We start from the raw sequence: 21,822 nt of genomic DNA, 5'->3' as shown, positions 1-21,822 counted from the left end.
CGAGCGAAGAAGCCGGTCGTTCGGCTGTGCGCAGAGGTCGTGCGGAACGCTGTGCGATCGCGCCGGCGGGGCCTGGTTAACGATTTCTAACCGCATCGCGCGCCAGATTGTCCGAATCAGGAACAGGGAGTCCGATGGATGGCAGCGAAGCACGTCGCCGTGCTGATGGGAGGCTGGTCCTCCGAACGGCCGGTGAGCCTCGCCTCTGGCAAGGAATGCGCCGACGGCCTCGAACAGGCCGGGTACCGCGTCACCCGCGTCGACGTAACCCGCGACATCGCGCGCGTACTCTCGGACCTGCGGCCCGACGTGGCCTTCAACGCGCTGCATGGACCCTACGGCGAGGACGGCACGATCCAGGGCGTGCTCGAGATCCTCGCCATTCCGTACACCCATTCGGGCGTGCTGGCGTCGGCGCTGGCCATGAACAAGCACAAGGCGAAATCGGTGGCGCAGGCGGCCGGCATCCCCGTCGTGGAGCATCGGATCGTATCGCGCCTGGAGGCCGCGCGCGCGCACGTCCTGCCGCCGCCCTACGTGGTGAAGCCCGTGGCCGAAGGCTCCTCGTTCGGGGTGATCATCGTGCCGGAAGGGCAGGCGCATCCGCCGCAATCGGTGCTCGGCGCCGAATGGTCGTACGGCGAGGAGGTCATGGTCGAGCGCTACGTGCCGGGGCGCGAGCTCACCTGCGCCGTCATCGGCGGGGAGGCGCTCGGCGTGACGGAGATCGTGCCGGTCGGCCACGGCTTCTACGATTACGATGCGAAGTACGCCGAAGGCGGCTCCAGGCACATCGTTCCGGCGCCGCTTAAACCATTTGTTTACCAAAATCTCCGCAGGCTCTCCCTCGAAGCGCATCAAGCTCTTGGCTGCCGCGGCGTGACCCGATCCGACTTCCGATACGACGAGAATGGAAGCGGCGAGGTGATCTGGCTGGAGGTCAACACGCAGCCCGGAATGACGCGCACGTCGCTGGTCCCGGAACTCGCAGCGCATGCCGGGATGAGCTTCGCGGAACTCGTGAGCTGGATGGTGGAGGACGCTTCGTGCCGGCGTTAGGCGGGGTGACGACAGGGGCCGGTACAGCGGTCGCGCGGCTCGACGCCGCGCTCGGCCGTCTCGGCACGCCGGTTGCCGCCCTGATGCCGCGCCGCCTGCGCCGGATCATGGAGAAGATCGAGACGCAGCGGACGCGGCCGGTCGGGCAGAAGGCGGCCGCCGCCTTCCTCGGCCTCACCGTCGCCTACGGCGTCACGGCAGGCGGCCATGTTCCCGCCCTCGTCAACGCGGCGCTGCTTCTCACCGGTTTCGGGGTGGAGGAGATCCGGATCGCCGGCGCGACCGAGACGCCGGAGCGCGCCGTCCTCGAGGCCCTCGATCTCCGCCGCACCGCGCTGCCGCTGTTCGACGCGGGCGAGGCGCGCGAGCGCCTGGCCGGCCTGCCCTGGGTCTCGCAGGTCACGGTCCGCAAGCTCTACCCGAATGGGGTCGCCGTCGATCTCGTCGAGCGCATCCCCTATGCGCTCTGGCAGGACGAGGGCGAGATCAACATCGTCGACCGCGAGGGCGACGCGATCATGCGCTTCCGCGACCGGCGCTACGCGCGGCTGCCTTTCGTGGTCGGCCCCGGCGCCAATCTCAAGGTGGCGGCGTTCTGGCCGGCCGTGGAAAGCCAGCCGATGATCGCGGAGCGCACGCGCGCGGCCGTGCTGGTCGCGAACCGCCGCTGGGATCTGCACCTGGAGCACGGCCTGGTGCTCAAGCTTCCGGAGCGTGACCCGGCCGCCGCCCTGGCAGGCCTCGTCGCGCTGGAAGAGGCGCACCGGCTGCTCGACCGGGATCTCGTGGAGATCGATCTCCGCGTCCCCGAGCGGATGACGGTCCGCCTTCCCCAGGGCCAGCCGATGCCGGGCGAGAAGAAGGACCCCAAGGGCGGCCGCAAGGTCGCGGGTGCGCGGACATGAGCGGCGGCAACCATCGCACCGTCGCCGGGGTCTCCCGGATCAAGCCGCTCGGCGCCCGCCGCTCCGCGATCGTCAGCGTGCTCGACGTCGGCTCGACGAAGATCAGCTGCCTGATCGCCCGCCTCAAGCCGCGCGACGGCGAGGCGCTGAAGCACCGCACCCACACGATCGAGGTGCTCGGCTTCGGCACGACCCGCTCCCGCGGCGTCAAGTCGGGTTTCGTCATCGACCTCGACGAGGCCGAGGCGGCGATGCGGATTGCCGTCGACCAGGCCGAGCGCATGGCCGAGATGACCGTCGGCAGCGTCATCGTGAATCTCTCCTGCGGCCGGATCAGGAGCGAGGCGTTCTCCGCGAGCGTCGCCGTCCCCGGTTCGACCGTCACCCAATCCGACATCCAGCGCGTGCTCGCCGCCGGCGGCGCGCACTCGGTGAGCGAAGGCCGGATGGTGGTTCACTCGGTGCCGATCGGCTATTCGCTCGAAGGCCAGCACGGGATCGCGGATCCGGCCGGAATGGTCGCCGAGACGCTCGGCATCGACATGCACGTCGTGACCGCGGACGAGAGCCCGCTGCGGAACCTGGAGCTGGCGGTGAACCGCTGCCACCTCGAGGTCGAGACGGTCGTCGCGACGCCCTATGCATCCGGCCTCTCCACGCTCGTCGACGACGAAGCCGAACTCGGCGTGGCCTGCCTCGACCTCGGCGGCGGCACGACCACGCTCGGCGTCTTCCATGCCGGCCAGTTCGTCTATGCCGACGCAGTGCCGATCGGCGGCAACCACATCACGCTCGACATCGCGCGCGGGCTTTCCACCGGCCTCGCCGACGCGGAGCGGCTGAAGGCAAAGTTCGGATCGGCGCTTCCGTCGAGTTCCGACGACAAGGACATCCTGACGATCCCGCCGGTCGGAGAAGACGAGCGCGACCATCCGAACACCGTGCCGCGCTCGGCGCTGACGCGGATCGTGCGGCCGCGCATCGAGGAGACGCTGGAGATGGCCCGGGACATGCTCGTGCGCTCGGGTTTCGCGGAGCAGGTCGGCCGGCGGGTGGTGCTGACCGGCGGGGCCAGCCAGCTGACCGGCCTGACCGAAACCGCGCGCCGCATCCTCGGCCGCAATGTGCGGCTCGGGCGGCCGCTCGGCATTGCCGGGATGCCGGACGCGGCCAAGGGGCCGGCCTTCGCGGCGGCGGTGGGCCTGGTGATCTACCCCCAGGTCGCGAAGATCGAACAGTTCGACGCGCGCAAGCCGAACTGGATGGCGATGACAGGTACCGACGGCTACCTCGCCCGCATGGGCAGGTGGCTGAGGGACAGTTTCTGACGGAACACCGGAAACGGGATGGCGGCCAAGCCGCTGGTGAACAGGCGGAAGAGGACCAAGCGATGACGATCAATCTGAGAATGCCCGACCTGCAGGAATTGAAGCCGCACATCACGGTGTTCGGCGTCGGCGGAGCCGGCTGCAATGCCGTCAACAACATGATCGAGGCCGGGCTGGAGGGTGTCGAGTTCGTCGTCGCCAACACCGACGCCCAGGCGCTCGCCATGACCAAGGCCGAGCGGCTGATCCAGATGGGCGTCGCCGTCACCGAGGGTCTCGGCGCCGGCTCGCAGCCGGAAATCGGCCGCGCGGCCGCCGAGGAGGCGATCGACGAGATCAACGACCACCTGTCCGGCGCGCACATGGTGTTCATCACGGCCGGCATGGGCGGCGGCACCGGCACCGGCGCGGCGCCCGTGGTGGCCCGCGCCGCGCGGGAGGCGGGCATCCTGACCGTCGGCGTGGTGACGAAGCCGTTCCAGTTCGAAGGCCACCGCCGGATGCGCCTCGCCGAGGCCGGTATCGAGGAACTGACGAAGCACGTCGACACGCTGATCGTCATCCCGAACCAGAACCTCTTCCGCATCGCAAACGAGAAGACCACCTTCGCCGACGCCTTCGCGATGGCCGACGAGGTGCTCTATTCGGGCGTCGCCTGCATCACCGACCTGATGGTCAAGGAAGGCCTCATCAACCTCGACTTCGCGGACGTCCGCTCCGTGATGCGGGAGATGGGCAAGGCCATGATGGGCACCGGCCAGGCCTCGGGCGACAAGCGCGCCGTCGAGGCGGCCGAGAAGGCGATTTCCAATCCGCTCCTCGACGACGTCTGCATGAAGGGCGCGCAGGGCCTGCTGATCTCCATCACCGGCGGCCGCGACATGACTCTCTTCGAAGTGGACGAGGCGGCGAGCCGGGTTCGCGAGGAAGTCGACGGCGATGCGAACATCATCTTCGGTGCGACCTTCGACGAGAGCCTCGAGGGCATGATCCGGGTTTCGGTCGTCGCCACCGGCATCGACCAGGCGCAGCGCGCACAGCAGCAGCAGCCCCCGGCGGAAGCCGGCATCGCCGAACTGCAGCGGCGGCTTCGCTCCGTCGCGCAGCCGGCTGCGGCGGCCCAGCCGCGCGAGGCCGCCACCGGCTACGCGCTCGACAGCCTGGAGGAGGAACTCGCCTCCGCCAATCTCCGGGCGCTTCCCACGGCCCCGCAGCCGGCTCGCGCCGCGGTCCCGCAGCGCCAGGCGGATTCCGGCGTGCGGATCGGGCCGTTCCGTCCCGACCCGTCGCTTGCCGGCGCCAGGGCCGCCGAAGTGGAGCACGAGGCGAGCATGGCCGCGGAAACGAGCCAGCACGTCGCCGCGCCGTTCATCCCGCCGGCCGCCGAGCGGCCCGAAGAGGTTCAGCCGCGCATGCCGCGCGTGGAGGACTTCCCGGCGGTCGCCCAGCGTCCGCAGCGTCCGCAGCCCGTCCATGCCGACGAAGAGCGTCGGCCGCGCGGCCTGCTCGCCCGCATCACGCACGGTCTCGCCAAGCGTGACGACGACGGCGATTACGGCCAGCCGGCGGCGCCTGCGCGCCCGAGCCTGGAGATCGACCCGCGTGCGGCCCAGCCGGCTCCGCAGCCGGCTCCCCGTACCGCGCCGTCGGAGTTCGCCAAGCAGGCGCAGCCCCGCCGGATGGGCGATCCGGCGCCTGCCGCCGGCCATCTCGATCCGCGCGGGCGGGTCGCCCAGCCGGAGCCCCGGCGCGAGGACGATCACCTCGACATCCCGGCCTTCCTGCGCCGCCAGTCGAGCTGATCCGGCTCGACCGAATCGCTCGCACGACAATCCCACCGGCCCGCCAAGGCGGGCCGGCATCGTTTGTGACCGGCTGTATGCGAAGCAATGAAAAACTAGGTTTTACAACAGCTTAGTCGGTAACAAAGCGTAAGAAACCTTGATTGGCAGAGGCCGCTCTCGACTTGTAGTTTCCCGGCAACGAATCGGCGAAACGAGGCCGCAGCGGTCACCCCGCAGCGGCAGCCGCAAAGCGGGGATTAACCGGGAATGGGTGCAACCAGCGCCACCATGCAGAAGACGCTCCGCGCCAGGATAGACATCGCCGGGATCGGCGTGCACAGCGGCGAGCCCGTTCGCATGTCCATGCTGCCGGCGGATGCCGACACGGGCGTTGTGTTCGTGCGGAACGGCGCTGACGGGGAGGTCGAGATTCCCGCCCTGAGCAGTTCGGTCGGCGCAACGGAACTGTCCACCGTGCTCGGCTCGCCGAACGGGACGAGCGTGGCGACGGTCGAACATTTGATGGCCGCGCTTTCCGCCCTCGGCGTGGACAACGTCGTCGTCGAGATCGACGCGCCGGAAGTGCCCGTCATGGACGGCAGCGCGCGCGCCTTCGTGGATGCGATCGAGCAGGTCGGGCTCAGGGCGCAGCGCGTCCCGCGCCGCTTTATCCGCGTCCTGAAGCCGGTGCGGGTCCAGATCGGCAGCGGCTGGGCCGAATTCCTGCCCGATGACGGCCGGCGTTTCGAGACGGTGATCGAATACGACACGCCCCTGATCGGGCGGCAGGCCCTGTCCCTGACGCTCACGCCGGCGACATTCCGGTCCCAGATCGCGCCGGCGCGCACCTTCGGCTTCATGCGTGACGTGGAGCGGCTTTGGTCCGCCGGTTTTGCCCTCGGGTCCACGCTCGAGAATTCCGTCGTGATCGGCGAGGATGGCATCGTCAATCCGGAGGGGCTCCGGTTCAGGGACGAGTTCGTCCGGCACAAGATGCTCGACGCGATCGGCGATCTGGCCCTCGCGGGCATGCCCATCCTCGGTCTCTACCGCTCGTATCGGGGCGGGCACCGGATGAACGCCGCGGCCGTTGGGGCGCTTCTCGGCGATCCGGATGCGTGGACGGTGGTCGGCGCCCAGGTCCGGGAAGAGCAGGCCGAGAACCGCGGCCGGGCGTTCCACGGGCTCGCGGGCGCCTACACGCCAGAGGCGGCCTGACCTTCGCGGCCACAGCGCGGCCATCATTGCATGGAACCGCTTGGACAGGCCGGCACAGTCGGCTAACAGGGGCACGCCCGTGCGCCTGCGGGGCAGACCTGATGGACAGACCGTGACCGAGCATTCTTGCCGCCGTTTCTCCCTCCTTCTGAGCGCACTCCTCGTCGCCGGAATTGTTTCGGGCTGCTCCAGCACCGACAAGTTCGCCGATGACCTGATCGAGCCGGAACCGGCCGACCTCACCTACAATCAGGGTCTCGCCCTGATGAATGCCGGCGACGTCAGCGAGGCGCGCAAGAAGTTCGCTTCGGTGAACGAGCAGCATCCCTATTCGGAGTATGCGCGGCGGTCGCTGATCATGTCGGCCTACCTGAACTTCAAGCGCGGCGAGTACCAGGACGCGATCAACGACGGGAGGCGGTACGTCACGCTGTTCCCGGCGAGCAAGGACGCGGCTTACGCGCAGTACATCGTCGGCGAGTCCTATTTCCGCCAGATCCCCGACGTCACGCGCGACCAGGAGCTTTCGGAGAAGGCCATCCTCGCCATGAGCGAGGTGGTCCAGAAGTACCCGAACTCGGAATACGCCGACGACGCCCGGCAGAAGGTACAGATCGCGCGCGACCAGATCGCCGGCAAGGACATGCAGATCGGGCGCTATTACCTGGAGCGCAAGGAGTACCTGGCGGCGGTCAACCGCTTCAAGACGGTGGTGACCGCCTATCAGACGACGCGACACGTCGAGGAGGCGCTGCACCGGCTGACGGAGGCCTATCTCGCGCTCGGCATCGTGCCCGAGGCGCAGACCTCGGCCGCGGTGCTCGGGCACAATTTCCCCGACAGCCAGTGGTACCAGTACAGCTACCAGCTTCTTCAGAAGGGCGGCGTGGAGCCGCGCGAAAATCAGGGCTCCTGGATCTCGCGCGCCTTCCGCGGGATCGCCGGAGCCTGATAGTCTCCGCCGGCCATGCTGGCGAATCTCAGCATCAACGACATCGTCCTGATCGATCGGCTCGGCATCGATTTCGATCCGGGGCTGACCGTGCTCACCGGCGAGACCGGGGCGGGCAAGTCGATCCTGCTCGATGCGCTCGCCCTGGCGCTCGGGGCGCGCGGCGACGCGGCGCTGGTCAGGGCCGGGGCCGAGCGCGGCCAGGTCACCGCCGTCTTCGCGCCGGAGCCCCGCCATCCCGCCTACGGGATGCTTGCCGAGAACGGTATCGAGGCGGGCGACGCGATCATCCTTCGCCGCATGCAGACGTCCGACGGCAAGACGCGCGCCTTCATCAACGACCAGCCGGTGAGCGTGTCGCTGCTGAGGGCGGCCGGCGCGCTGCTCGTGGAGATCCACGGCCAGCACGACGACCGTGCGCTGATCGGCGCGGACGAGCATCGCCGCCTGCTCGATGCCTTCGGCGGCCTGGACGAGGACGTGGCCGAGGTCGGGAGGCTCCATCGCGCGCTGAAGGCGGCGGAAGCGGAGCGCGACGCGCTTCGGGCCGCGATCGCAGCGGCCGAGCGGGAGGCGGACTATCTCCGGGCGGCCGTCGCGGAGCTGGAGCAGCTTTCGCCGGAAGTCGGGGAGGAGGCAGCGCTCGCCGACCGCCGCCAGACGCTGATGCGCAGCGAGAAGGTGGTGGGGGACCTCAACGATGCCTTTGGCGTGCTCGCCGGCAATGCCTCGCCGGTGCCCGAACTCGTCAGCCTGGTTCGCCGGCTCGATCGGAAGGCCGCCGACACGGAGGGCATGGTGGAGTCCGTCGTGGCGGCGCTCGGCCGGGCGCTCGACGAGATCGAGGAGGCGCGGCGCGGGCTGGAGGAGGCGATCCGCGCCTGCGACCACGATCCCGGCGAGCTGGAGCGTGTCGAGGAGCGGCTCTTCGCCATCCGCGCCGCGGCCCGCAAGCACCAGGTTCCGGCCGACGACCTGCCGGCGCTCGCGGTCGATTTCGCGGACCGCCTGCGCGCCGTGGACAACGGGAACGAGCGGCTGGCCGCCCTCGACCGGTTCGCGGCGATGGCGGCGGAGCTCTACCGCAACGCCGCGCACCGCCTGTCCGAGCAGCGCCGGCTCGCGGCGGACGCTTTGTCGGAGGCGGTCGAGGCGGAACTGCCGGCCCTCAGGCTCGACCGCGCCCGCTTCATGGTCTCGGTGACCTCGGATGCCGGGCGCGGCGGGCCGGCCGGCATCGACGACGTGTCGTTCCTCGTCCAGACCAATCCAGGGACGCCTGCCGGGCCGATCATGAAGGTCGCCTCGGGCGGCGAGCTGTCGCGCTTCCTGCTCGCGCTCAAGGTCGCGCTCGCCGACCGCGGTTCCGCGCCGACGCTCGTGTTCGACGAGATCGACACCGGGGTGGGCGGGGCAGTCGCCGAGGCGATCGGCCGGCGGCTCGAGCGGCTGGCGGAGCGCGTCCAGGTCCTGTCGGTTACCCATGCGCCACAGGTGGCGGCACGCGCTGGCTCGCACCTCGTCATCTCCAAGAGCGTGCTGGCGGGCGGCGAGCGCGTCGCGACCGGCGTGGAACCCGTCGCCGGTGCGAAGCGGCGCGAGGAGATCGCGCGCATGCTCGCCGGCGCGACCATTTCGGACGAAGCGCGCGCCGCCGCGCAGCGGCTCATGGCCGGGGAGAGCGCATGACGGCGGGGCGCAAGGCGGCGGTCCCGGTCGACGCGCTTCCCGCCGACGAGGCGGAAGCCGAGCTCGAGCGGCTCGCCGCCGAGATCGCCGAGCACGACCGGCGCTACTACCAGGAGGATGCGCCGGTCGTCTCCGATGCCGAGTACGACCGGCTCAGACAGCGCAACGCCGCCATCGAGGCCCGCTTTCCGGAGCTCGTCCGCGCCGATTCGCCGAGCGGTCGGGTCGGTGCACAGCCGAGCCAGAAGTTCGGCAAGATCCGCCACGCGGTGCCGATGCTCTCGCTCGACAACGCCTTCTCCGACGAGGACGTGGTCGATTTCGTCGGCCGCATCCGGCGCTTCCTCGGCCTGAAGGCCGAGGCGGCCGTCGCGCTCACCGCCGAACCGAAGATCGACGGGCTCTCGGCATCGTTGCGCTACGAGGCGGGACGGCTCGTGGTGGGGGCGACGCGCGGCGACGGCACCGAAGGCGAGGACGTCACCGCGAATATCCGCACCATCGCGGAGATCCCGCAGAGCCTGCCCGCCGGGGCCCCGGAGGTCGTCGAGATCCGCGGCGAGGTCTACATGAGCCATGCGGACTTCCGGGCGCTGAACGAGCGCATGGCGGCGGCCGGCGGCGGCCGCGTCTTCGCCAATCCGCGCAATGCGGCGGCCGGCTCGCTCCGCCAGCTCGACCCGAAGATCACGGCGTCGCGGCCCCTGCGCTTCTTCGCCTATTCCTGGGGAGCGTGGAGCGGCGACCTGCCGTGCGCGACACAGACCGGGATGGTCGCGCTGTTCCGGGAATGGGGCTTTCCCACCAATGACCTGATGGTCCGCTGCGAGACGGTCGAGGCGGCTCTCGCGCATTACCACATGGTCGAGGAGCGCCGCGCCCGGCTTGGCTACGACATAGACGGCGTCGTCTACAAGGTCGATGACCTGGCGCTCCAGCGTCGGCTCGGCTTCGTGTCGCGGGCGCCGCGCTGGGCGATCGCCCACAAGTTCGCCCCCGAGCGGGCGACGACCGTGCTCGAGGCGATCGAGATCCAGGTCGGGCGCACCGGGGCGCTGACGCCGGTGGCCAAGCTGACGCCGGTGACGGTCGGCGGCGTTGTCGTCTCCAACGCCAGCCTCCACAACGAGGACTACATCAAAGGCATCGGCAATGACGGCCAGCCGATCCGCGAGGGCAGGGACATCCGGGTCGGCGACACGGTGGTGGTGCAGCGCGCCGGCGACGTGATCCCGCAGATCGTCGACGTGAACCTCGCCGAGCGCCCCGCTGATTCGGAGCCATACGTCTTCCCGACGACCTGTCCCGTCTGCGGCTCGGACGCCGTGCGGGAACACAACGCCAAGACGGGGCGCGAGGATTCCGTCCGCCGCTGCACCGGCGGGCTCGTCTGCCCGGCGCAGGCGATCGAGCGCCTCCGCCATTTCGTCGCCCGCGACGCCCTCGACATCGAAGGGCTCGGCGAGAAGCAGGTCGAGGCGTTCTACCGCGACGGGCTGATCGCCCACCCGTCGGACATCTTCCGCCTCGACGAGGCGCGCCTGAAGGGCAGGGAGGGCTATGGTCCGACCAGCATCCGCAATCTTCTCGGCGCCATCGCGGCGCGCCGCGAGATCGACCTCAACCGATTCATCCTGGCGCTCGGCATCCGCCATGTCGGCGAGACCAACGCCCGCCTGCTCGCCCGCCATTTCGGCACATTCGCCCGCTTTCGCGAGGTGGCTTCGGCAGCCGGCCGGCAGGACGAGCAGGCCTGGGCCGAACTCGACGGGATCGACGGCATCGGCCCCGTCGTGGGCGAGGCGATCGTCCAGTTCTTTCGCGAGGCGCACAATCAGGAAGAGCTCGACCGTCTCCTCTCCTTCGTCTCGCCGCGGCCGATGGAAGAGCAGGCCACCGGCTCCCCGGTCGCCGGCAAGACCGTCGTCTTCACCGGTTCGCTCGAACGGATGACCCGCGACGAGGCGAAGGCGATGGCGGAGCGCTTCGGCGCGAGGGTGTCGGGATCCGTCTCGGCGAAGACCGACCTCGTCGTGGCCGGCCCGGGCGCCGGGTCGAAGCTGAAGAAGGCGGCCGAGCTCGGCGTGGAAGTCATCGACGAGGACGCCTGGTTCCACCTCGTGGGGGCGTGAAAGGTCCCGCCCCGGCGCGGGCACCGGAGCGGGTTCGATCTAGACGATGTTCGAGAAGTCCATGCCGGCGTCCGACCCCGCGCCCTCGATCACGAGGCCGGTCTCGAAGATGCCGTCGCCGTCGAGGTCGGACACGAGGTAGCCCGTATTCGTCCACCAGTTCCAGGTGAAGAAATGGGCGAATCCCCAGACATGGTCGTTGGCGAAATTGGCGGCCTCCTCGATGGAAAAGGCCCAACTCGGATAGTACCACCAATAGCCTGAGGTCCAGTACGACCAGCCCGGGTGCCACCAGCTTCCGGTCCAGCCCCACCAGGGCGACCACCAGCCTGTCGTCCACCAGCCGGGCGTCCAGGTCCAGAAGCCGTAGATGTAAGTCTCGGTGTAGGTCCAGCTTTCGTAATAGTTCCAGAACGTCGCTGCGATCGGCAGGTCGATCCAGTCGAGCGCCGCGTCCCAATCGAGGATCACGTCGGCGGACGACCAGGTGACACCGCTGTCGCCGAACGCGAAGGCGAAGGTGTCGGCCGCCAGCGCTCCGCCTTCGGCGTCGCCCCGGAGGACATCCTGCCCCGCGCCGCCGACGAGCAGATCGCTCCCGTCCCCGCCGGACAGGTGGTCGTCGCCCGTGCCGCCCTCGAGGATGTCGTCGCCGGCGCCGCCAATCAGCGTGTCGTTGCCCGTGCCGCCAACGAGAACGTCGTCTCCGCCGCGCCCGTCCAGCGTGTCGTCTCCTTGACCGCCGACGAGCATGTTCTCGAGGCCGTTTCCGATCAGGGTGTCGTCGAAGTCAGAGCCGAGAACGTTTTCGATGCTCACGAGGGAGTCGGTGCCGCCGAAGCCGTCCAGGGCGATTCCCGATGCGAGATTGACTGTGACCGCCGCGGGCGAGGCGCGATAATCCGCCGTGTCGGACCCAGCGCCGCCCTTCAGCGTATCGTCGCCTGCCAGCCCGGCGAGGATATCGTCGCCAGCGCCGCCGAGGAGGCTGTTGCTCAGGCTGTTTCCCGTCAGCCTGTCGCCGAAGGCGGAGCCGACCAGGTTCTCGATGGAGGCGAGCGTGTCGATGCCGGCGCCGCCGGTGTCCTGTGCGCCGTTCTTCGCCAGACTCACGGTCACGCCCGCCGTCGATCCGGCGTAGCTCGCCGTGTCCACCCCCGCCCCGCCGTGGATCAGGTCGTCCCCGGAGCCACCCGCGAGCACGTCGTCGCCGGCACCACCGTAGAGGGCATCATCGCCGCCGCCGCCGCGGATCACGTCGTCGCCGGCAGCGCCCCAGATCGCGTTGGCCTGCCCATTGCCGGCGAGGGTGTCGCCGAAGGCGGAGCCGACCAGGTTCTCGATGGAGGCGAGCGTGTCGATGCCGGCGCTGCCGGTGTCCTGCGGGCCGGTCGTCGCCAGAGTCACGGTCACGCCCGCCATTGTTCCGGCGTAGCTCGCCGTGTCGACCCCCGCCCCGCCGTGGATCAGGTCGTTCCCGGCACCACCCGCGAGCACGTCGTCGCCGGCACCGCCGTAGAGAGCATCGTCGCCGCCGCCGCCGCGGATCGTGTCGTCGCCGGCAGCGCCCCAGATCACGTTGGCCTGCCCGTTGCCCGTGAGGGTGTCGCCGAAGGCGGAGCCGAGCAGGTTCTCGATGGAGGCGAGCGTGTCGATGCCGGCGCCGCCGGTATCCTGTGCGCCGGTCGTCGCCAGACTTACGGTCACGCCCGCCGTCGCTCCGGCGTAGCTCGCAGTGTCGAGCCCCGTCCCGCCGTGGAGCAGGTCGTCCCCGGAACCACCGGCGAGAACGTCGTCGCCGGCACCGCCGTAGAGGGCGTCGTCGCCGCCGCCGCCGCGGATCGTGTCGTCGCCGGCACCGCCCCAGATCGCGTTGGCCTGCCCGTTGCCGGCGAGGGTGTCGCCGAAGGCGGAGCCGACCAAGTTCTCGATGGAGGCGAGCGTGTCGATGCCGGCGCCGCCGGTGTCCTGCGGGCCGGTCGTCGCCAGACTCACGGTCACGCCCGCCGTCGATCCTGCGTAGCTCGCAGTGTCGAGCCCCGCCCCGCCGCGGATCACGTCGTCCCCGGAACCACCCGCGAGAACATCGTCGCCGGCACCGCCTTCGAGCGTGTCGTTGCCTGCTCCGCCGCGGATCACGTCGTCGCCGGCGTCTCCGAACAGGATGTCGTCCCCGCCCTTGCCGTCGATGACGTCGGCGCCGGTCGTCGCGCCGGACACGTCGTTATACCCGGCCGGCGGCACGCGGCCGTCGCCTGACCGGTGGATGAAGTCCCGTCCGGCTCCGCCGCTTACGATCGCCATGCTTTCCCCCCGTCGGTTTGTTTCTTGATCCCGCAATCGCGATTCACGCGCTTCTCCGGCGGCGGACCGGGCTCATTCCCGACGCACCTCACGGTCGACCTGGCTCGCGAATTCTTGCAGAGAATTGAACGAAACCGGGTTTCTTAGCAATAGGCGGGACAAACAATTTTACTCGACAAGTAGGCGTATGTTTCTCAGCTCCAAAATGTCGCGCAACTCACGAACGAACCACGAGTTTTTCTTGCTTGAGTATTTCGGCGGAGGACTCGCCGCCACCGGCGCGGCAAGCTTCAATCGCATTGATCGGTCCTTCATTCTTGTGAACGGGACGCGGTCGCCGACCCGGCGTATATGCACGGACGAACAAGCCGATCCGCGGCTCGCCACGATTGAAATCCATGACCCACCAGGCCTTGTCCTTCCGCGCCGGGATGCGCGCCATGGCGCCCATTGCCGTCGCCGCCTCGCCGTTCGGCATGGTGTTCGGCGCGCTCGCCGCCCAGCGCGGCATGCCGTTCGAGGAGATCATGCTCATGAGCATGATCGTCTATGCCGGCGCATCCCAGTTCGTCGCCCTCGAGCTCTGGCGGTTCCCGCTGCCCGTGTGGACGATCATCCTTTCGGTGCTGGCGGTGAACTTCCGGATGGTGCTCTACAGCGCTGCGCTCGGCCGGAAGCTCCGGGAATGGCCGCTTGCCGGCCGGCTCGGCGCATTCGCGTTCCTGACGGACCCGCTCTACGCGCTCGCCGAAATGGCCGGGCCGCGGCTCGGAGCCGCCTACTATTTCGGCATGGCCCTGCTCCTCTATGCGAGCTGGCAGGCGGCCACCGCGCTCGGTGCGCTGTTCGGGTCGCTCATCGAGGACCCTCATGCCGTCGGCCTCGACTTCGTCCTCACCGCCTATTTCACGGCGCTCCTGGTCGGGTTCCGGCACCGGCGCAACGCCGTTCCGGTAGTCGTCGCGAGCGCAGCCGCCGCCGTCGCCGTCCATGCGCTCGTCGGCTCGCCCTGGCACATGGGGGCGGGCGCGCTTGCCGGCATAGCGGTCGCGGCAATCCTCGCAGACCGGCCCCGGAGGGCGGCATGAGCGATCCATGGCAGAGCACGCTGCTCATCCTTCTCCTCGGGGTGGTCACCTACGGCACGCGCGTCGCCGGCGATCTCGTCCTCTCCCGGTTCGAGCGCATCCACCCGCGGGTCGAGGCGGCGCTCGACGCCGTTCCGACCGCCGTGATGACGGCGCTGGTTGCGCCGATGGCACTCTCCACCGGCCCCGCCGAGACGGTCGCCGCGCTGGCCACGGTCCTTGCGGCGTTGAAGCTGCCGGCGAACGCTGCTCTGGCGGTCGGGGTCGCGGCCGTGGCGGGGCTTCGCTACCTCGGCATCTGAGCCACAGATGGGGCGCCGTACGGTCGGGCCGGAGGCCCGGGCCGCCAGGTGGTCGGAGGGCATGCAGCGCGGCGCTTTACCGTCTCTTAACCTCGGCAGGGCACGAGTCGTTCACCTTGAGCAACGCTGGAGTTTTGTCATGGCGTCCTCCGCGCTCGCCCGCTTCTGCACCTTTGCCTCCATTCTTGTCGCCGGCTCGGCGCCCGCCTTCGCCGCCGACGTTGCCGGCTACGGATACGATGCCGGTCCGGCCTCCTATCCGGCGACCTGGTCCGGACCTTACCTCGGCGTCAGCCTCGGCGGCGGCGTCGGCAATCACGACTCGACCTATTCCGTGGGCGGCGCGCCGGTCGCGGGCGTGAGCGGCGTCGGCGGCGAGGGCTTCGTGATCGAGGGCTCCATCGGCTACGACGCCCAGGTCGGCGGCAATCTCGTCGTCGGCGTGCTCGCCGACATCTACTGGTCGAACGTCGGCAGCAGCGCGTTCGCGGTCATGGGCGGCACCCGAGTCGATGCCGATCTCGACGCGCAATGGGGCTTCGATCTGCTGGCCCGCGCCGGCATCACGGTGAATCCGACCACGCTGCTCTATGCGCTCGGCGGCTACAGCTGGGAGAAGCTCGAGGCGAGCTTCGTCGCGACCCCGGGCGGCTTCGCCGGACGGGACACGGAGAGCTTCCACGGCTGGACGGCCGGCGGCGGCATCGAGACCAAGCTGACGGACGCCGTCTCGCTGAAGGCCGAGTACCGGTACACGCGGCTCGGAGATGCGACCTATGCGGTGCCCGGCGGCGGCGCGCTCCGCGTGGAGCCGACGACGCACACCGCCCGCGTCGGCATCAACTACCGCTTCGGCCAATCCGCCGGCTTCTAGCCTCGGCGGCCGCGCCCAGGAGCAGGGCCGCCGAATACCAGAGCGTCAGGTACTCGACCGACAGGCTCGCCAGTTCGACCTTGCGGTCCACCATCCCGCAGACGAGTCCGAACACGAGCAGCGGCAGTGCGATCCGGTCCGGCCCGGATCGCGCCCGCCATGCCGCGAGCAGAAGGGCGGCACAGAGCGCCGCGAGGAGCCCCGCCGCGACCGCGCCGCCTTGAAGGAGCGCGGAGAGAAAGACGTTGTGCGGCATGTGCAGCTGGAGGTCGCCCGGCAGCGAAAACGACAGGCGCGTTCCGGCGCCGTAGCCGAAGAGCGGATGGCTTTCGGCATAGGCGAGCGCCTGCTTCCAGAGTTCCGGCCGGTGGGAAAGGCCTCTTGCGGGGAGATCGTCCAGCCCGACGAAGGCGAGCATCCCCACGCCGACCGCGGCCGCGACGGCGAGCGCCGGCAACCGTGCCCGACGCAGCGAACCGAGCATGATGATCGCCAGGGCCAGCGCGAGGCCGACCAACGGGCCGCGGCTTCCGCTGAGCACGACGGCGGCGATCAGGACGGCGCAGGCCGCCGCGGAGAGGAGAGTTGTGGCGATGCCGGTCCGTTCGCCGATCGCGCGGGCCGCCACGATGACGACGGCCGCACCGAACGAAATGCCGGCGAGGACGCTGTTCCATGCCGCGCCGAAGCCGTGCAGCCGGAACGTGTCGTCGGGGACGAGAAGGAAGCGCACGATGGCGGCGGCGCCGAGTGCTGCGGCGATGGCGGCGAATACCCGCTCGGCCCGGGCCACGAGGCCCGGTCGCTCTGCCCGGAGGAGGGCATAGGCAGCGATGAAGGCGACGATGTTGACGCCCTTCCCGAACTGCTCCAGCACTGCCCCCGGCCGGAGCGGATCCGACCAGAAGTGGCTTGCCCACAACCAGAGCAGGTAGGCCAGGATCAGTCCGGCGGCCGGCCATCGGATCGCCAGAACCGACATGCGCCGGAGGCCGATCAGGGCGAGCAGAACGGTGGGCCCGAGCGCGCCGACCGCCCCGAGCGCCGGACCGGAAAGGAAGAGCGGCGCCGAAAGGGTCACGCCGGCGGCTACCGCGACCATCCAGCCGAGGCGCCGGGCGGCCGCTTCGACCTCCGGCAGCGGCGTGCCGCGTTCCCTCAATAGGTCTCGGTCGGCCACTCGTACGCTTCCGACAGCGGGACCCGCATGGTCTGCTCCACGAGATACTTGGCGACGCGCGCGCCGTCGCACATGGCGTGCGCGCGACGCCAGCCCCGTTCGGCCGTGTCCCGCAACTCCTGGTCGTGCTCGAGGAAGTAGCGGATGCGCTCGACGAGCTCTCCCGCAGAGGAATAGAACAGCGCCTCGTCCTCCCGGAACATACGGTCGAAGCCGCTGCCTCGGTCGATCGTCGTGAGCACGCCGTTGCCGAGCATGTGGCCCATCCGGTCGGACGCGTAGAGGTAGCCGTCGTTGCGGATGTTGAGATTGAGGCCGATGCGGCTGCCGCCGAGGGCTTCGATGTAGTCCATGCCGTAGAGATGCGGGTTCCCCGGAAGGCCGGGCAGGGCGAACCGGCGGCCGGGAAGCGCGGCCTCCAGCTGGCGCGCGATCGCCTCGTTCTCGGTGGGGACGCCGTCCCACATGCGGCGAGCGTGGGGATTCCGGCTGGAGAAGAAGAGGTCGTAGCGCGGCGCCTGCTCGGCGAAGGCGCGGCCGCTCTCGATGCTGGAATCGACCGGATTCGGCATGTAGGCGGCAATCTTGCCGGGTCGCGCGAACTGCCGCAGCTCGTCGCCTGCGGTGGTGACGAAGGTGGCGTCGACGACGTCGAGCTTCCGGCCGATCTTCACGCAATTGGACGGCACGAACAGCGCGTCGTGGTTCCACTGGGCGATCCGCACCTCCGGCAGGATCGCCCGGATTTCAGCGAGGGTGTCGGGGCGGATCACATCGGCATGGCCGAGCAGGACGAGATGCGGACGGATGTTCCGGCAGGCGTTGACGAGCTTGCGGTTGGTCGGACCCACGCCAAACTTGCGGTGCTTCAGGATCCCTTCGGCCCGCGCGATGTCGCGGTCGCTGAAGTCGAACACGGCGTATCCGAGCCGGACGAGGCCGAAGCTCAGCTTCCGCGCCGTATGGTAGGCGAAGGCGAGGTCGTTCTTCGTCTCGAAGTTGGAAACGTGGATGATCCGCATGATTCCGCGTTCGAGACCGGGACTGCCGGGTGGTGCGATGGAGCGCCGGGGATGCCATTGCAGCCGCCCCCGTTCACAGCCCGGCTTACGGCAAATGGCGGTAGCTGTGAAGGCTCGTCGGCCAGCTCGGCGGACCTTCGCGGATCCGATGCGCCGGCTGACCTCTTGCATCTGCGGTGGCGCAACGGCTTCTCTCAATCAGCATTCCTGTGGCTGCGGAGTTCGGATGCGGGTCCTCGTCGCCGTCAACCAGGGAAGCCGGAACGGAAGGGAGCCGCTCGATGCGGCGCTCGCGGTCTTTGCGCGTGCGGGCTGGGCCGTCGCGCTGGAACAGGTCGCCAAGTCCCGTCAGGTCGACGGCCTGGTCCGCGCCCATGACGGCAAAGTGGATCTCGTCGTGCTCGCGGGCGGCGACGGGACGATTCATCACGCCGCCCGGGCGCTGATCGAAACGGCGCTGCCGTTCGGGCTGCTGCCGACCGGGAGCGCGAACGATCTCGCCCGGAACCTCGGGATTCCGCTCGCCCTCGGACCCGCCGCCGAGGTCGTCGTCGACGGCGGACGGCGCGGGATCGACGTCGCCGAGGTCAACGGGGAACTCTACCTCAACGTGGCGCATCTCGGGATCGGTGCGGCGCTGGATTCGAGCGGCTCGAAGGCGCTGAAACGGCGGTTCGGCCGCTTCGGCTACCTGATGGCGGCGCTCGGCTCGGTGGCGCGCATGGCGCCGTTCGATGCGGAGGTCACCATCGACGGCGAAGCGACAAGTGTCAGGGCCGTCCAGATCACGGTCGGGAACGGTCGCTTCTTCGGCGGGATGGGGACCGTGTCCGAGGCGGCGCGCATCGACGACGGGCTGCTTCACGTCTTTTCGGTCGAGCAGAGCAGCCGGCTCCGCCTCCTCCTCATGGTGCCGTCCTTCCTGACCGGGCACCAGGACCGCTGGAACGGCGTCGAGGTCCGTTCCGGGCGGGCGGTCACGATCGCGACCGGGCGGCCTATGCCGGTGCGGGCGGACGGCAAGACCGTCGCGCAGACGCCGGCGCGGTTCGCGATCCACCCGGGCGCCCTCCAGGTGTGCGCGCCGCGCGCCCCCGGCAGGTGATCCGGCCGGGATCAATGGATAGCCGGCGCATTGCCGGCTTTTCCGTATTCTGGTAACGTTTCTCATGTGGGAGGCCCTCGCATCGGGCGCCGGCCAATCCACGACAGGAGCCGGCAGCGCCGGCGTCGGACGTTCCGCCGGCTCGGGAAGGGGGAAACGTCATGCCACTGATAACCGCTCTCGCCATAAGCATCGGCGGGCTGGGCGCCGTCGCGACCTGGCTCTTTCTGGGCCCTCTCGCCGGGGCCCTGCAGATCTGGGCCGCGTTCATCGCCTGGGGCTGCTTCTTCCATTCCGGCGGCAAGGAGCCTGCGCTGAAATCGACCATCATCTGCACGGTGGCCGGTGCCGTCATGGCCTGGATCACGCTGCTCGTCGTGACCCGCACCGGCCTGGCAGATGCGCTCGGCCTGCCGCTGTGGGCGGGGATCGCCGTCGGCCTCGGCGTCGCCGCAATGGTGCTCCTGGCCAATGTGCCGATCTTCTCGACCATTCCGGCGATGGTCTACGGCTTCGCCTCTGTCGCAGCCTACACGCTGGCGGGAGGCAAGATCGCGGAGCTGACTGCCGCAAGCCTCGCAAACCCGCTCGTCACGATCGCGCTGTCGCTGGTGGTGGGCGCGCTCTTCGGCTACGCGTCGGAAAAGGTTGCCGGCGCCCTCGTGGGTTCCCCGAAGTCGGCCGGAGCGGCACCCGCCCGGCCGTAAGCGCAGATCGCCGACCTGACAGAGATCCGCGCCGAATCGACGGTGGGCGCGCGCCGCCCACCGTCTGCGGATTGCTCCGGCGCGGGTTCCGGCACCGGCGAGCGGGTGATATGTCCTGCCAGTCTCGCCGGATCAGGAGTGTGCCTCATGCAGCGATGGCCGTGCCATGATCTGTTCGGCGCATGACGAGCCCGAAGATCTTCCTCGCGGGTGATCCCCGCATAAGCGCCCTCTCCCGGAGCGCCGACAAGCCGCCCGGTGGGCCGCTCGTCATCGGCTGGCGGGAATGGGCGAGCTTGCCCGGCCTCGGCATCGGCCTCATCCATGCGAAGATCGACACCGGCGCGAAGACGTCATCGCTTCACGCCGGCTCCATCGAGCCTTTCGATAAGGACGGCGCGCCCTATGTTCGCTTCGACGTGACAGGCGAGGGCGCGGACACGCCCTGGCACGAGGCGAAGATCGTGGACCGCCGGCAGGTGCGCAGTTCCAATGGCGGGGTCGAGACCCGGTACGTGATCCGGTGCGACCTCGGCCTGGCCGATCGGGTGTGGCCGATCGAGCTCAGCCTCACCAACCGCGAGCGGATGGATCTCCCGATGCTGATCGGTCGCGAGGCGCTGGCAGGGCGCGCGCTCGTCGATGCGGCACGATCATGGCTTTGCGGCCGGCCGGACTTCCGTCGCCGCGCGACACGGGCGCGGCGATCGGCTAAAGCCACCGCCGGCTAGATTCTGGAGTACGCCCGATTGAAGATCTGCATGCTCGCCCGCAATCCGGATCTCTATTCCCACAAGCGGATCTGCGAGGCGGCGAAGGCCCGCGGCCACGACATCGACGTCGTGAACACGCTGCGCTGCTACATGAACATCACGTCGCACCGGCCGGATCTCCATTACAACGGCGAGAGGCTGGAGGGCTACGACGCCGTCATTCCCCGGATCGGCGCTTCCGTGACCTATTACGGCCTCGCGGTTCTTCGGCAGTTCGAGATGATGGGCGTATGGCCGCTCAACGAATCGGTCGCGATCGGCCGCTCGCGCGACAAGCTGCGCGCGCTGCAATTGCTGGCGCGCGCCGGCATCGGCCTGCCCGTGACGGCGTTCGCGCACGATCCGAAGCAGACGGCCGAAGTGCTGAAGCTCGTCGGCGGGCCGCCCGTCATCATCAAGCTGATAGAGGGCACTCAGGGCATCGGGGTCGTGCTCGGTGAAACGGAGAGTTCCGCGAAGTCGGTGATCGAGGCGTTCCGCGGGGCGAACGTGAACATCCTCGTTCAGGAATTCATCCGCGAGGCCGGCGGCGCCGACATTCGCGCCTTCGTGATCGGCGGGAAGGTGATCGCCGCGATGAAACGGCAGGGCCCCGCCGACGAATTCCGTTCCAACCTCCATCGGGGCGGCGAGGCGAAGCCGGTGAAGCTGACGCCGGAGGAGCGGTCCACCGCCATCCGGGCGGCGAAGACGCTCGGGCTGAACGTCTGCGGCGTCGACATGCTGCGGTCGAATCACGGGCCGGTCGTGATGGAGGTGAACTCCTCGCCCGGGCTGGAGGGCATCGAGCGGGCCTCCGGCGTCGACGTCGCCGGAACGATGATCGCCTTCCTCGAGCGGCACGCGGAACCCAACAAGACCAGGACGCGCGGCCGGGGCTGACCCCGAGTCAGCCGCCCAAGCAGCCCGCAGATCAGCCCGGGGGCAGCGCGTCGATGCTCTCGAGGTAGGGCTTGATGTCGAGGAGCGGCGTGCCGTCGACGCAGTCGAGCGCGTCGACATCGATCACGCCCCGATCCGGATCGCAGGCGAGGACGCGCACCACCGACAGCGCGATCGGGTTCGGACGGACGGGCGAGCGCAGCGAGAACACCCCGACGGGAGCGTTCCTGTGGCGCGGCGTCTGGACGATCAGGTCGCGGCGGGCCTGGTCCATCCAGTAGAGCGCGATCAGCCGGTCGCCGGCCGCGATGTCCTTGAGACCGGTGCGCCAGGGCGGGTCGATTTCGAGCTGCGCGGGGAGGGCGCGCTCGCGAGCCTCGCGCGGATTGTGCGGGCAGGCTTTTCGCTCGTGCCAAGGCGTGCGCGCGCGGCCGATATAGACCAGGCCGGCGTCCGGGGGTTGGGATCCCGGATCGAAGGGGAGGGCGATCTCGCCCGTTCGCTGGTCCTGCACGCCG

20 protein-coding genes are annotated in these 21,822 nt (G+C 69.5%); 15 read left to right on the top strand and 5 right to left on the bottom strand.

The window, feature by feature from the left end; translation table 11 throughout:
- Positions 1 to 138: 138 nt before the first annotated feature.
- From ACUN0C_RS09085 to ligA, 8 genes are all read left to right on the top strand, one after another.
- Positions 139 to 1,059 carry a D-alanine--D-alanine ligase gene (locus tag ACUN0C_RS09085; protein ID WP_445466033.1) on the top strand — a complete coding sequence of 307 codons (921 nt, stop codon included), beginning with the start codon at positions 139 to 141 and terminating at the stop codon, positions 1,057 to 1,059.
- The gene (locus ACUN0C_RS09080) at positions 1,047 to 1,964 is read left to right on the top strand and encodes a cell division protein FtsQ/DivIB (protein ID WP_445466032.1); all 918 of its coding nucleotides are present in this window, start codon (positions 1,047 to 1,049) and stop codon (positions 1,962 to 1,964) included. The genes ACUN0C_RS09085 and ACUN0C_RS09080 overlap by 13 nt, the downstream gene beginning before the upstream one ends.
- Positions 1,961 to 3,292: a cell division protein FtsA gene (gene ftsA / locus ACUN0C_RS09075; RefSeq protein WP_445466031.1), complete on the top strand. Its 1,332-nt coding sequence runs from the start codon at positions 1,961 to 1,963 to the stop codon at positions 3,290 to 3,292. The genes ACUN0C_RS09080 and ftsA overlap by 4 nt, the downstream gene beginning before the upstream one ends.
- Positions 3,293 to 3,354: 62 nt before the next feature.
- Positions 3,355 to 5,094 carry a cell division protein FtsZ gene (gene ftsZ / locus ACUN0C_RS09070; protein ID WP_445466030.1) on the top strand — a complete coding sequence of 580 codons (1,740 nt, stop codon included), beginning with the start codon at positions 3,355 to 3,357 and terminating at the stop codon, positions 5,092 to 5,094.
- A 249-nt stretch (positions 5,095 to 5,343) separates the two neighbouring features.
- Positions 5,344 to 6,294: a UDP-3-O-acyl-N-acetylglucosamine deacetylase gene (gene lpxC, locus ACUN0C_RS09065; protein WP_445466029.1), complete on the top strand. Its 951-nt coding sequence runs from the start codon at positions 5,344 to 5,346 to the stop codon at positions 6,292 to 6,294.
- A gap of 112 nt (positions 6,295 to 6,406) precedes the next feature.
- Entirely contained in the window at positions 6,407 to 7,246 is an 840-nt protein-coding gene (locus ACUN0C_RS09060) for an outer membrane protein assembly factor BamD (RefSeq protein ID WP_445466028.1), read from the top strand.
- 15 nt (positions 7,247 to 7,261) lie between these two features.
- On the top strand, positions 7,262 to 8,935 hold the full coding sequence (gene recN, locus ACUN0C_RS09055; protein WP_445466027.1) for a DNA repair protein RecN: 1,674 nt from the start codon (positions 7,262 to 7,264) through the stop codon (positions 8,933 to 8,935).
- Positions 8,932 to 11,067, top strand: a complete 2,136-nt coding sequence (gene ligA, locus ACUN0C_RS09050) for an NAD-dependent DNA ligase LigA (protein ID WP_445466026.1) — start codon at positions 8,932 to 8,934, stop codon at positions 11,065 to 11,067. Before recN ends, ligA begins: the two co-directional genes overlap by 4 nt.
- Positions 11,068 to 11,106: 39 nt before the next feature.
- Here the strand turns inward: ligA and ACUN0C_RS09045 are convergent, their stop codons facing one another.
- Together ACUN0C_RS09045 and ACUN0C_RS09040 are read right to left on the bottom strand one after the other, a co-directional pair.
- Positions 11,107 to 13,371: a calcium-binding protein gene (locus ACUN0C_RS09045; RefSeq protein WP_445466025.1), complete on the bottom strand. Its 2,265-nt coding sequence runs from the start codon at positions 13,369 to 13,371 to the stop codon at positions 11,107 to 11,109.
- Between the two features lie 217 nt (positions 13,372 to 13,588).
- Complete coding sequence (locus ACUN0C_RS09040) at positions 13,589 to 13,822, bottom strand: hypothetical protein (protein WP_445466024.1); 234 nt, start codon at positions 13,820 to 13,822, stop codon at positions 13,589 to 13,591.
- On the opposite strand from ACUN0C_RS09040, the gene ACUN0C_RS09035 reads away from it, so the two are divergent.
- The 3 genes from ACUN0C_RS09035 to ACUN0C_RS09025 all read left to right on the top strand — a co-directional run bounded on the left by ACUN0C_RS09035 (position 13,812) and on the right by ACUN0C_RS09025 (position 15,635).
- Positions 13,812 to 14,459: an AzlC family ABC transporter permease gene (locus tag ACUN0C_RS09035; RefSeq protein WP_445466023.1), complete on the top strand. Its 648-nt coding sequence runs from the start codon at positions 13,812 to 13,814 to the stop codon at positions 14,457 to 14,459. The genes ACUN0C_RS09040 and ACUN0C_RS09035 overlap by 11 nt on opposite strands.
- Positions 14,456 to 14,761 (top strand): AzlD family protein, encoded by a 306-nt coding sequence (locus ACUN0C_RS09030; protein WP_445466022.1) that lies wholly within the window; start codon positions 14,456 to 14,458, stop codon positions 14,759 to 14,761. The genes ACUN0C_RS09035 and ACUN0C_RS09030 overlap by 4 nt, the downstream gene beginning before the upstream one ends.
- Positions 14,762 to 14,900: 139 nt before the next feature.
- The gene (locus ACUN0C_RS09025) at positions 14,901 to 15,635 is read left to right on the top strand and encodes an outer membrane protein (RefSeq protein WP_445466021.1); all 735 of its coding nucleotides are present in this window, start codon (positions 14,901 to 14,903) and stop codon (positions 15,633 to 15,635) included.
- Here ACUN0C_RS09025 and ACUN0C_RS09020 read toward each other — a convergent pair.
- Positions 15,601 to 16,815, bottom strand: coding sequence for an O-antigen ligase family protein (locus ACUN0C_RS09020; RefSeq protein ID WP_445466020.1), 1,215 nt, complete (start codon positions 16,813 to 16,815; stop codon positions 15,601 to 15,603). The two genes, ACUN0C_RS09025 and ACUN0C_RS09020, sit on opposite strands and share 35 nt — an antisense overlap.
- Complete coding sequence (locus tag ACUN0C_RS09015) at positions 16,794 to 17,837, bottom strand: glycosyltransferase family protein (RefSeq protein WP_445466019.1); 1,044 nt, start codon at positions 17,835 to 17,837, stop codon at positions 16,794 to 16,796. Before ACUN0C_RS09015 ends, ACUN0C_RS09020 begins: the two co-directional genes overlap by 22 nt.
- 226 nt (positions 17,838 to 18,063) lie before the next feature.
- Between ACUN0C_RS09015 and ACUN0C_RS09010 the strand changes: the two genes are divergently transcribed.
- From ACUN0C_RS09010 to rimK, 4 genes are all read left to right on the top strand, one after another.
- Complete coding sequence (locus ACUN0C_RS09010) at positions 18,064 to 18,942, top strand: lipid kinase (protein ID WP_445466018.1); 879 nt, start codon at positions 18,064 to 18,066, stop codon at positions 18,940 to 18,942.
- A 161-nt stretch (positions 18,943 to 19,103) separates the two neighbouring features.
- On the top strand, positions 19,104 to 19,649 hold the full coding sequence (locus ACUN0C_RS09005; protein ID WP_445466017.1) for a DUF1097 domain-containing protein: 546 nt from the start codon (positions 19,104 to 19,106) through the stop codon (positions 19,647 to 19,649).
- A gap of 182 nt (positions 19,650 to 19,831) precedes the next feature.
- The gene (locus tag ACUN0C_RS09000) at positions 19,832 to 20,380 is read left to right on the top strand and encodes an ATP-dependent zinc protease family protein (RefSeq protein ID WP_445466016.1); all 549 of its coding nucleotides are present in this window, start codon (positions 19,832 to 19,834) and stop codon (positions 20,378 to 20,380) included.
- Between the two features lie 18 nt (positions 20,381 to 20,398).
- Positions 20,399 to 21,304: a 30S ribosomal protein S6--L-glutamate ligase gene (rimK, locus tag ACUN0C_RS08995; RefSeq protein ID WP_445466015.1), complete on the top strand. Its 906-nt coding sequence runs from the start codon at positions 20,399 to 20,401 to the stop codon at positions 21,302 to 21,304.
- A gap of 31 nt (positions 21,305 to 21,335) precedes the next feature.
- Here the strand turns inward: rimK and tsaA are convergent, their stop codons facing one another.
- A complete protein-coding gene (tsaA, locus tag ACUN0C_RS08990; protein ID WP_445466014.1) occupies positions 21,336 to 21,818 on the bottom strand; it encodes a tRNA (N6-threonylcarbamoyladenosine(37)-N6)-methyltransferase TrmO in 483 nt (160 codons plus the stop codon).
- Positions 21,819 to 21,822 lie beyond the last annotated feature (4 nt).

The organism is Faunimonas sp. B44 (genome assembly GCF_052655945.1).
Note: the sequence above shows the minus strand (reverse complement) of the source record. Positions and strands in the feature narration are given on the sequence as shown.

Bases quoted from the DNA above. Each gene is read 5' to 3' on its own strand.
- lpxC (WP_445466029.1), top strand. From the start codon at position 5,344: ATGGGTGCAACCAGCGCCACCATGCAGAAGACGCTCCGCGCCAGGATA.
- ligA (WP_445466026.1), top strand. From the start codon at position 8,932: ATGACGGCGGGGCGCAAGGCGGCGGTCCCGGTCGACGCGCTTCCCGCC.
- recN (WP_445466027.1), top strand. From the start codon at position 7,262: ATGCTGGCGAATCTCAGCATCAACGACATCGTCCTGATCGATCGGCTC.
- ACUN0C_RS09015 (WP_445466019.1), bottom strand. From the start codon at position 17,837: ATGCGGATCATCCACGTTTCCAACTTCGAGACGAAGAACGACCTCGCC.
- ACUN0C_RS09005 (WP_445466017.1), top strand. From the start codon at position 19,104: ATGCCACTGATAACCGCTCTCGCCATAAGCATCGGCGGGCTGGGCGCC.
- ACUN0C_RS09030 (WP_445466022.1), top strand. From the start codon at position 14,456: ATGAGCGATCCATGGCAGAGCACGCTGCTCATCCTTCTCCTCGGGGTG.
- ACUN0C_RS09085 (WP_445466033.1), top strand. From the start codon at position 139: ATGGCAGCGAAGCACGTCGCCGTGCTGATGGGAGGCTGGTCCTCCGAA.
- ACUN0C_RS09035 (WP_445466023.1), top strand. From the start codon at position 13,812: ATGGCGCCCATTGCCGTCGCCGCCTCGCCGTTCGGCATGGTGTTCGGC.
- ACUN0C_RS09010 (WP_445466018.1), top strand. From the start codon at position 18,064: ATGCGGGTCCTCGTCGCCGTCAACCAGGGAAGCCGGAACGGAAGGGAG.
- ftsA (WP_445466031.1), top strand. From the start codon at position 1,961: ATGAGCGGCGGCAACCATCGCACCGTCGCCGGGGTCTCCCGGATCAAG.
- ACUN0C_RS09025 (WP_445466021.1), top strand. From the start codon at position 14,901: ATGGCGTCCTCCGCGCTCGCCCGCTTCTGCACCTTTGCCTCCATTCTT.
- ACUN0C_RS09045 (WP_445466025.1), bottom strand. From the start codon at position 13,371: ATGGCGATCGTAAGCGGCGGAGCCGGACGGGACTTCATCCACCGGTCA.
- ACUN0C_RS09040 (WP_445466024.1), bottom strand. From the start codon at position 13,822: ATGGGCGCCATGGCGCGCATCCCGGCGCGGAAGGACAAGGCCTGGTGG.
- ACUN0C_RS09000 (WP_445466016.1), top strand. From the start codon at position 19,832: ATGACGAGCCCGAAGATCTTCCTCGCGGGTGATCCCCGCATAAGCGCC.
- ftsZ (WP_445466030.1), top strand. From the start codon at position 3,355: ATGACGATCAATCTGAGAATGCCCGACCTGCAGGAATTGAAGCCGCAC.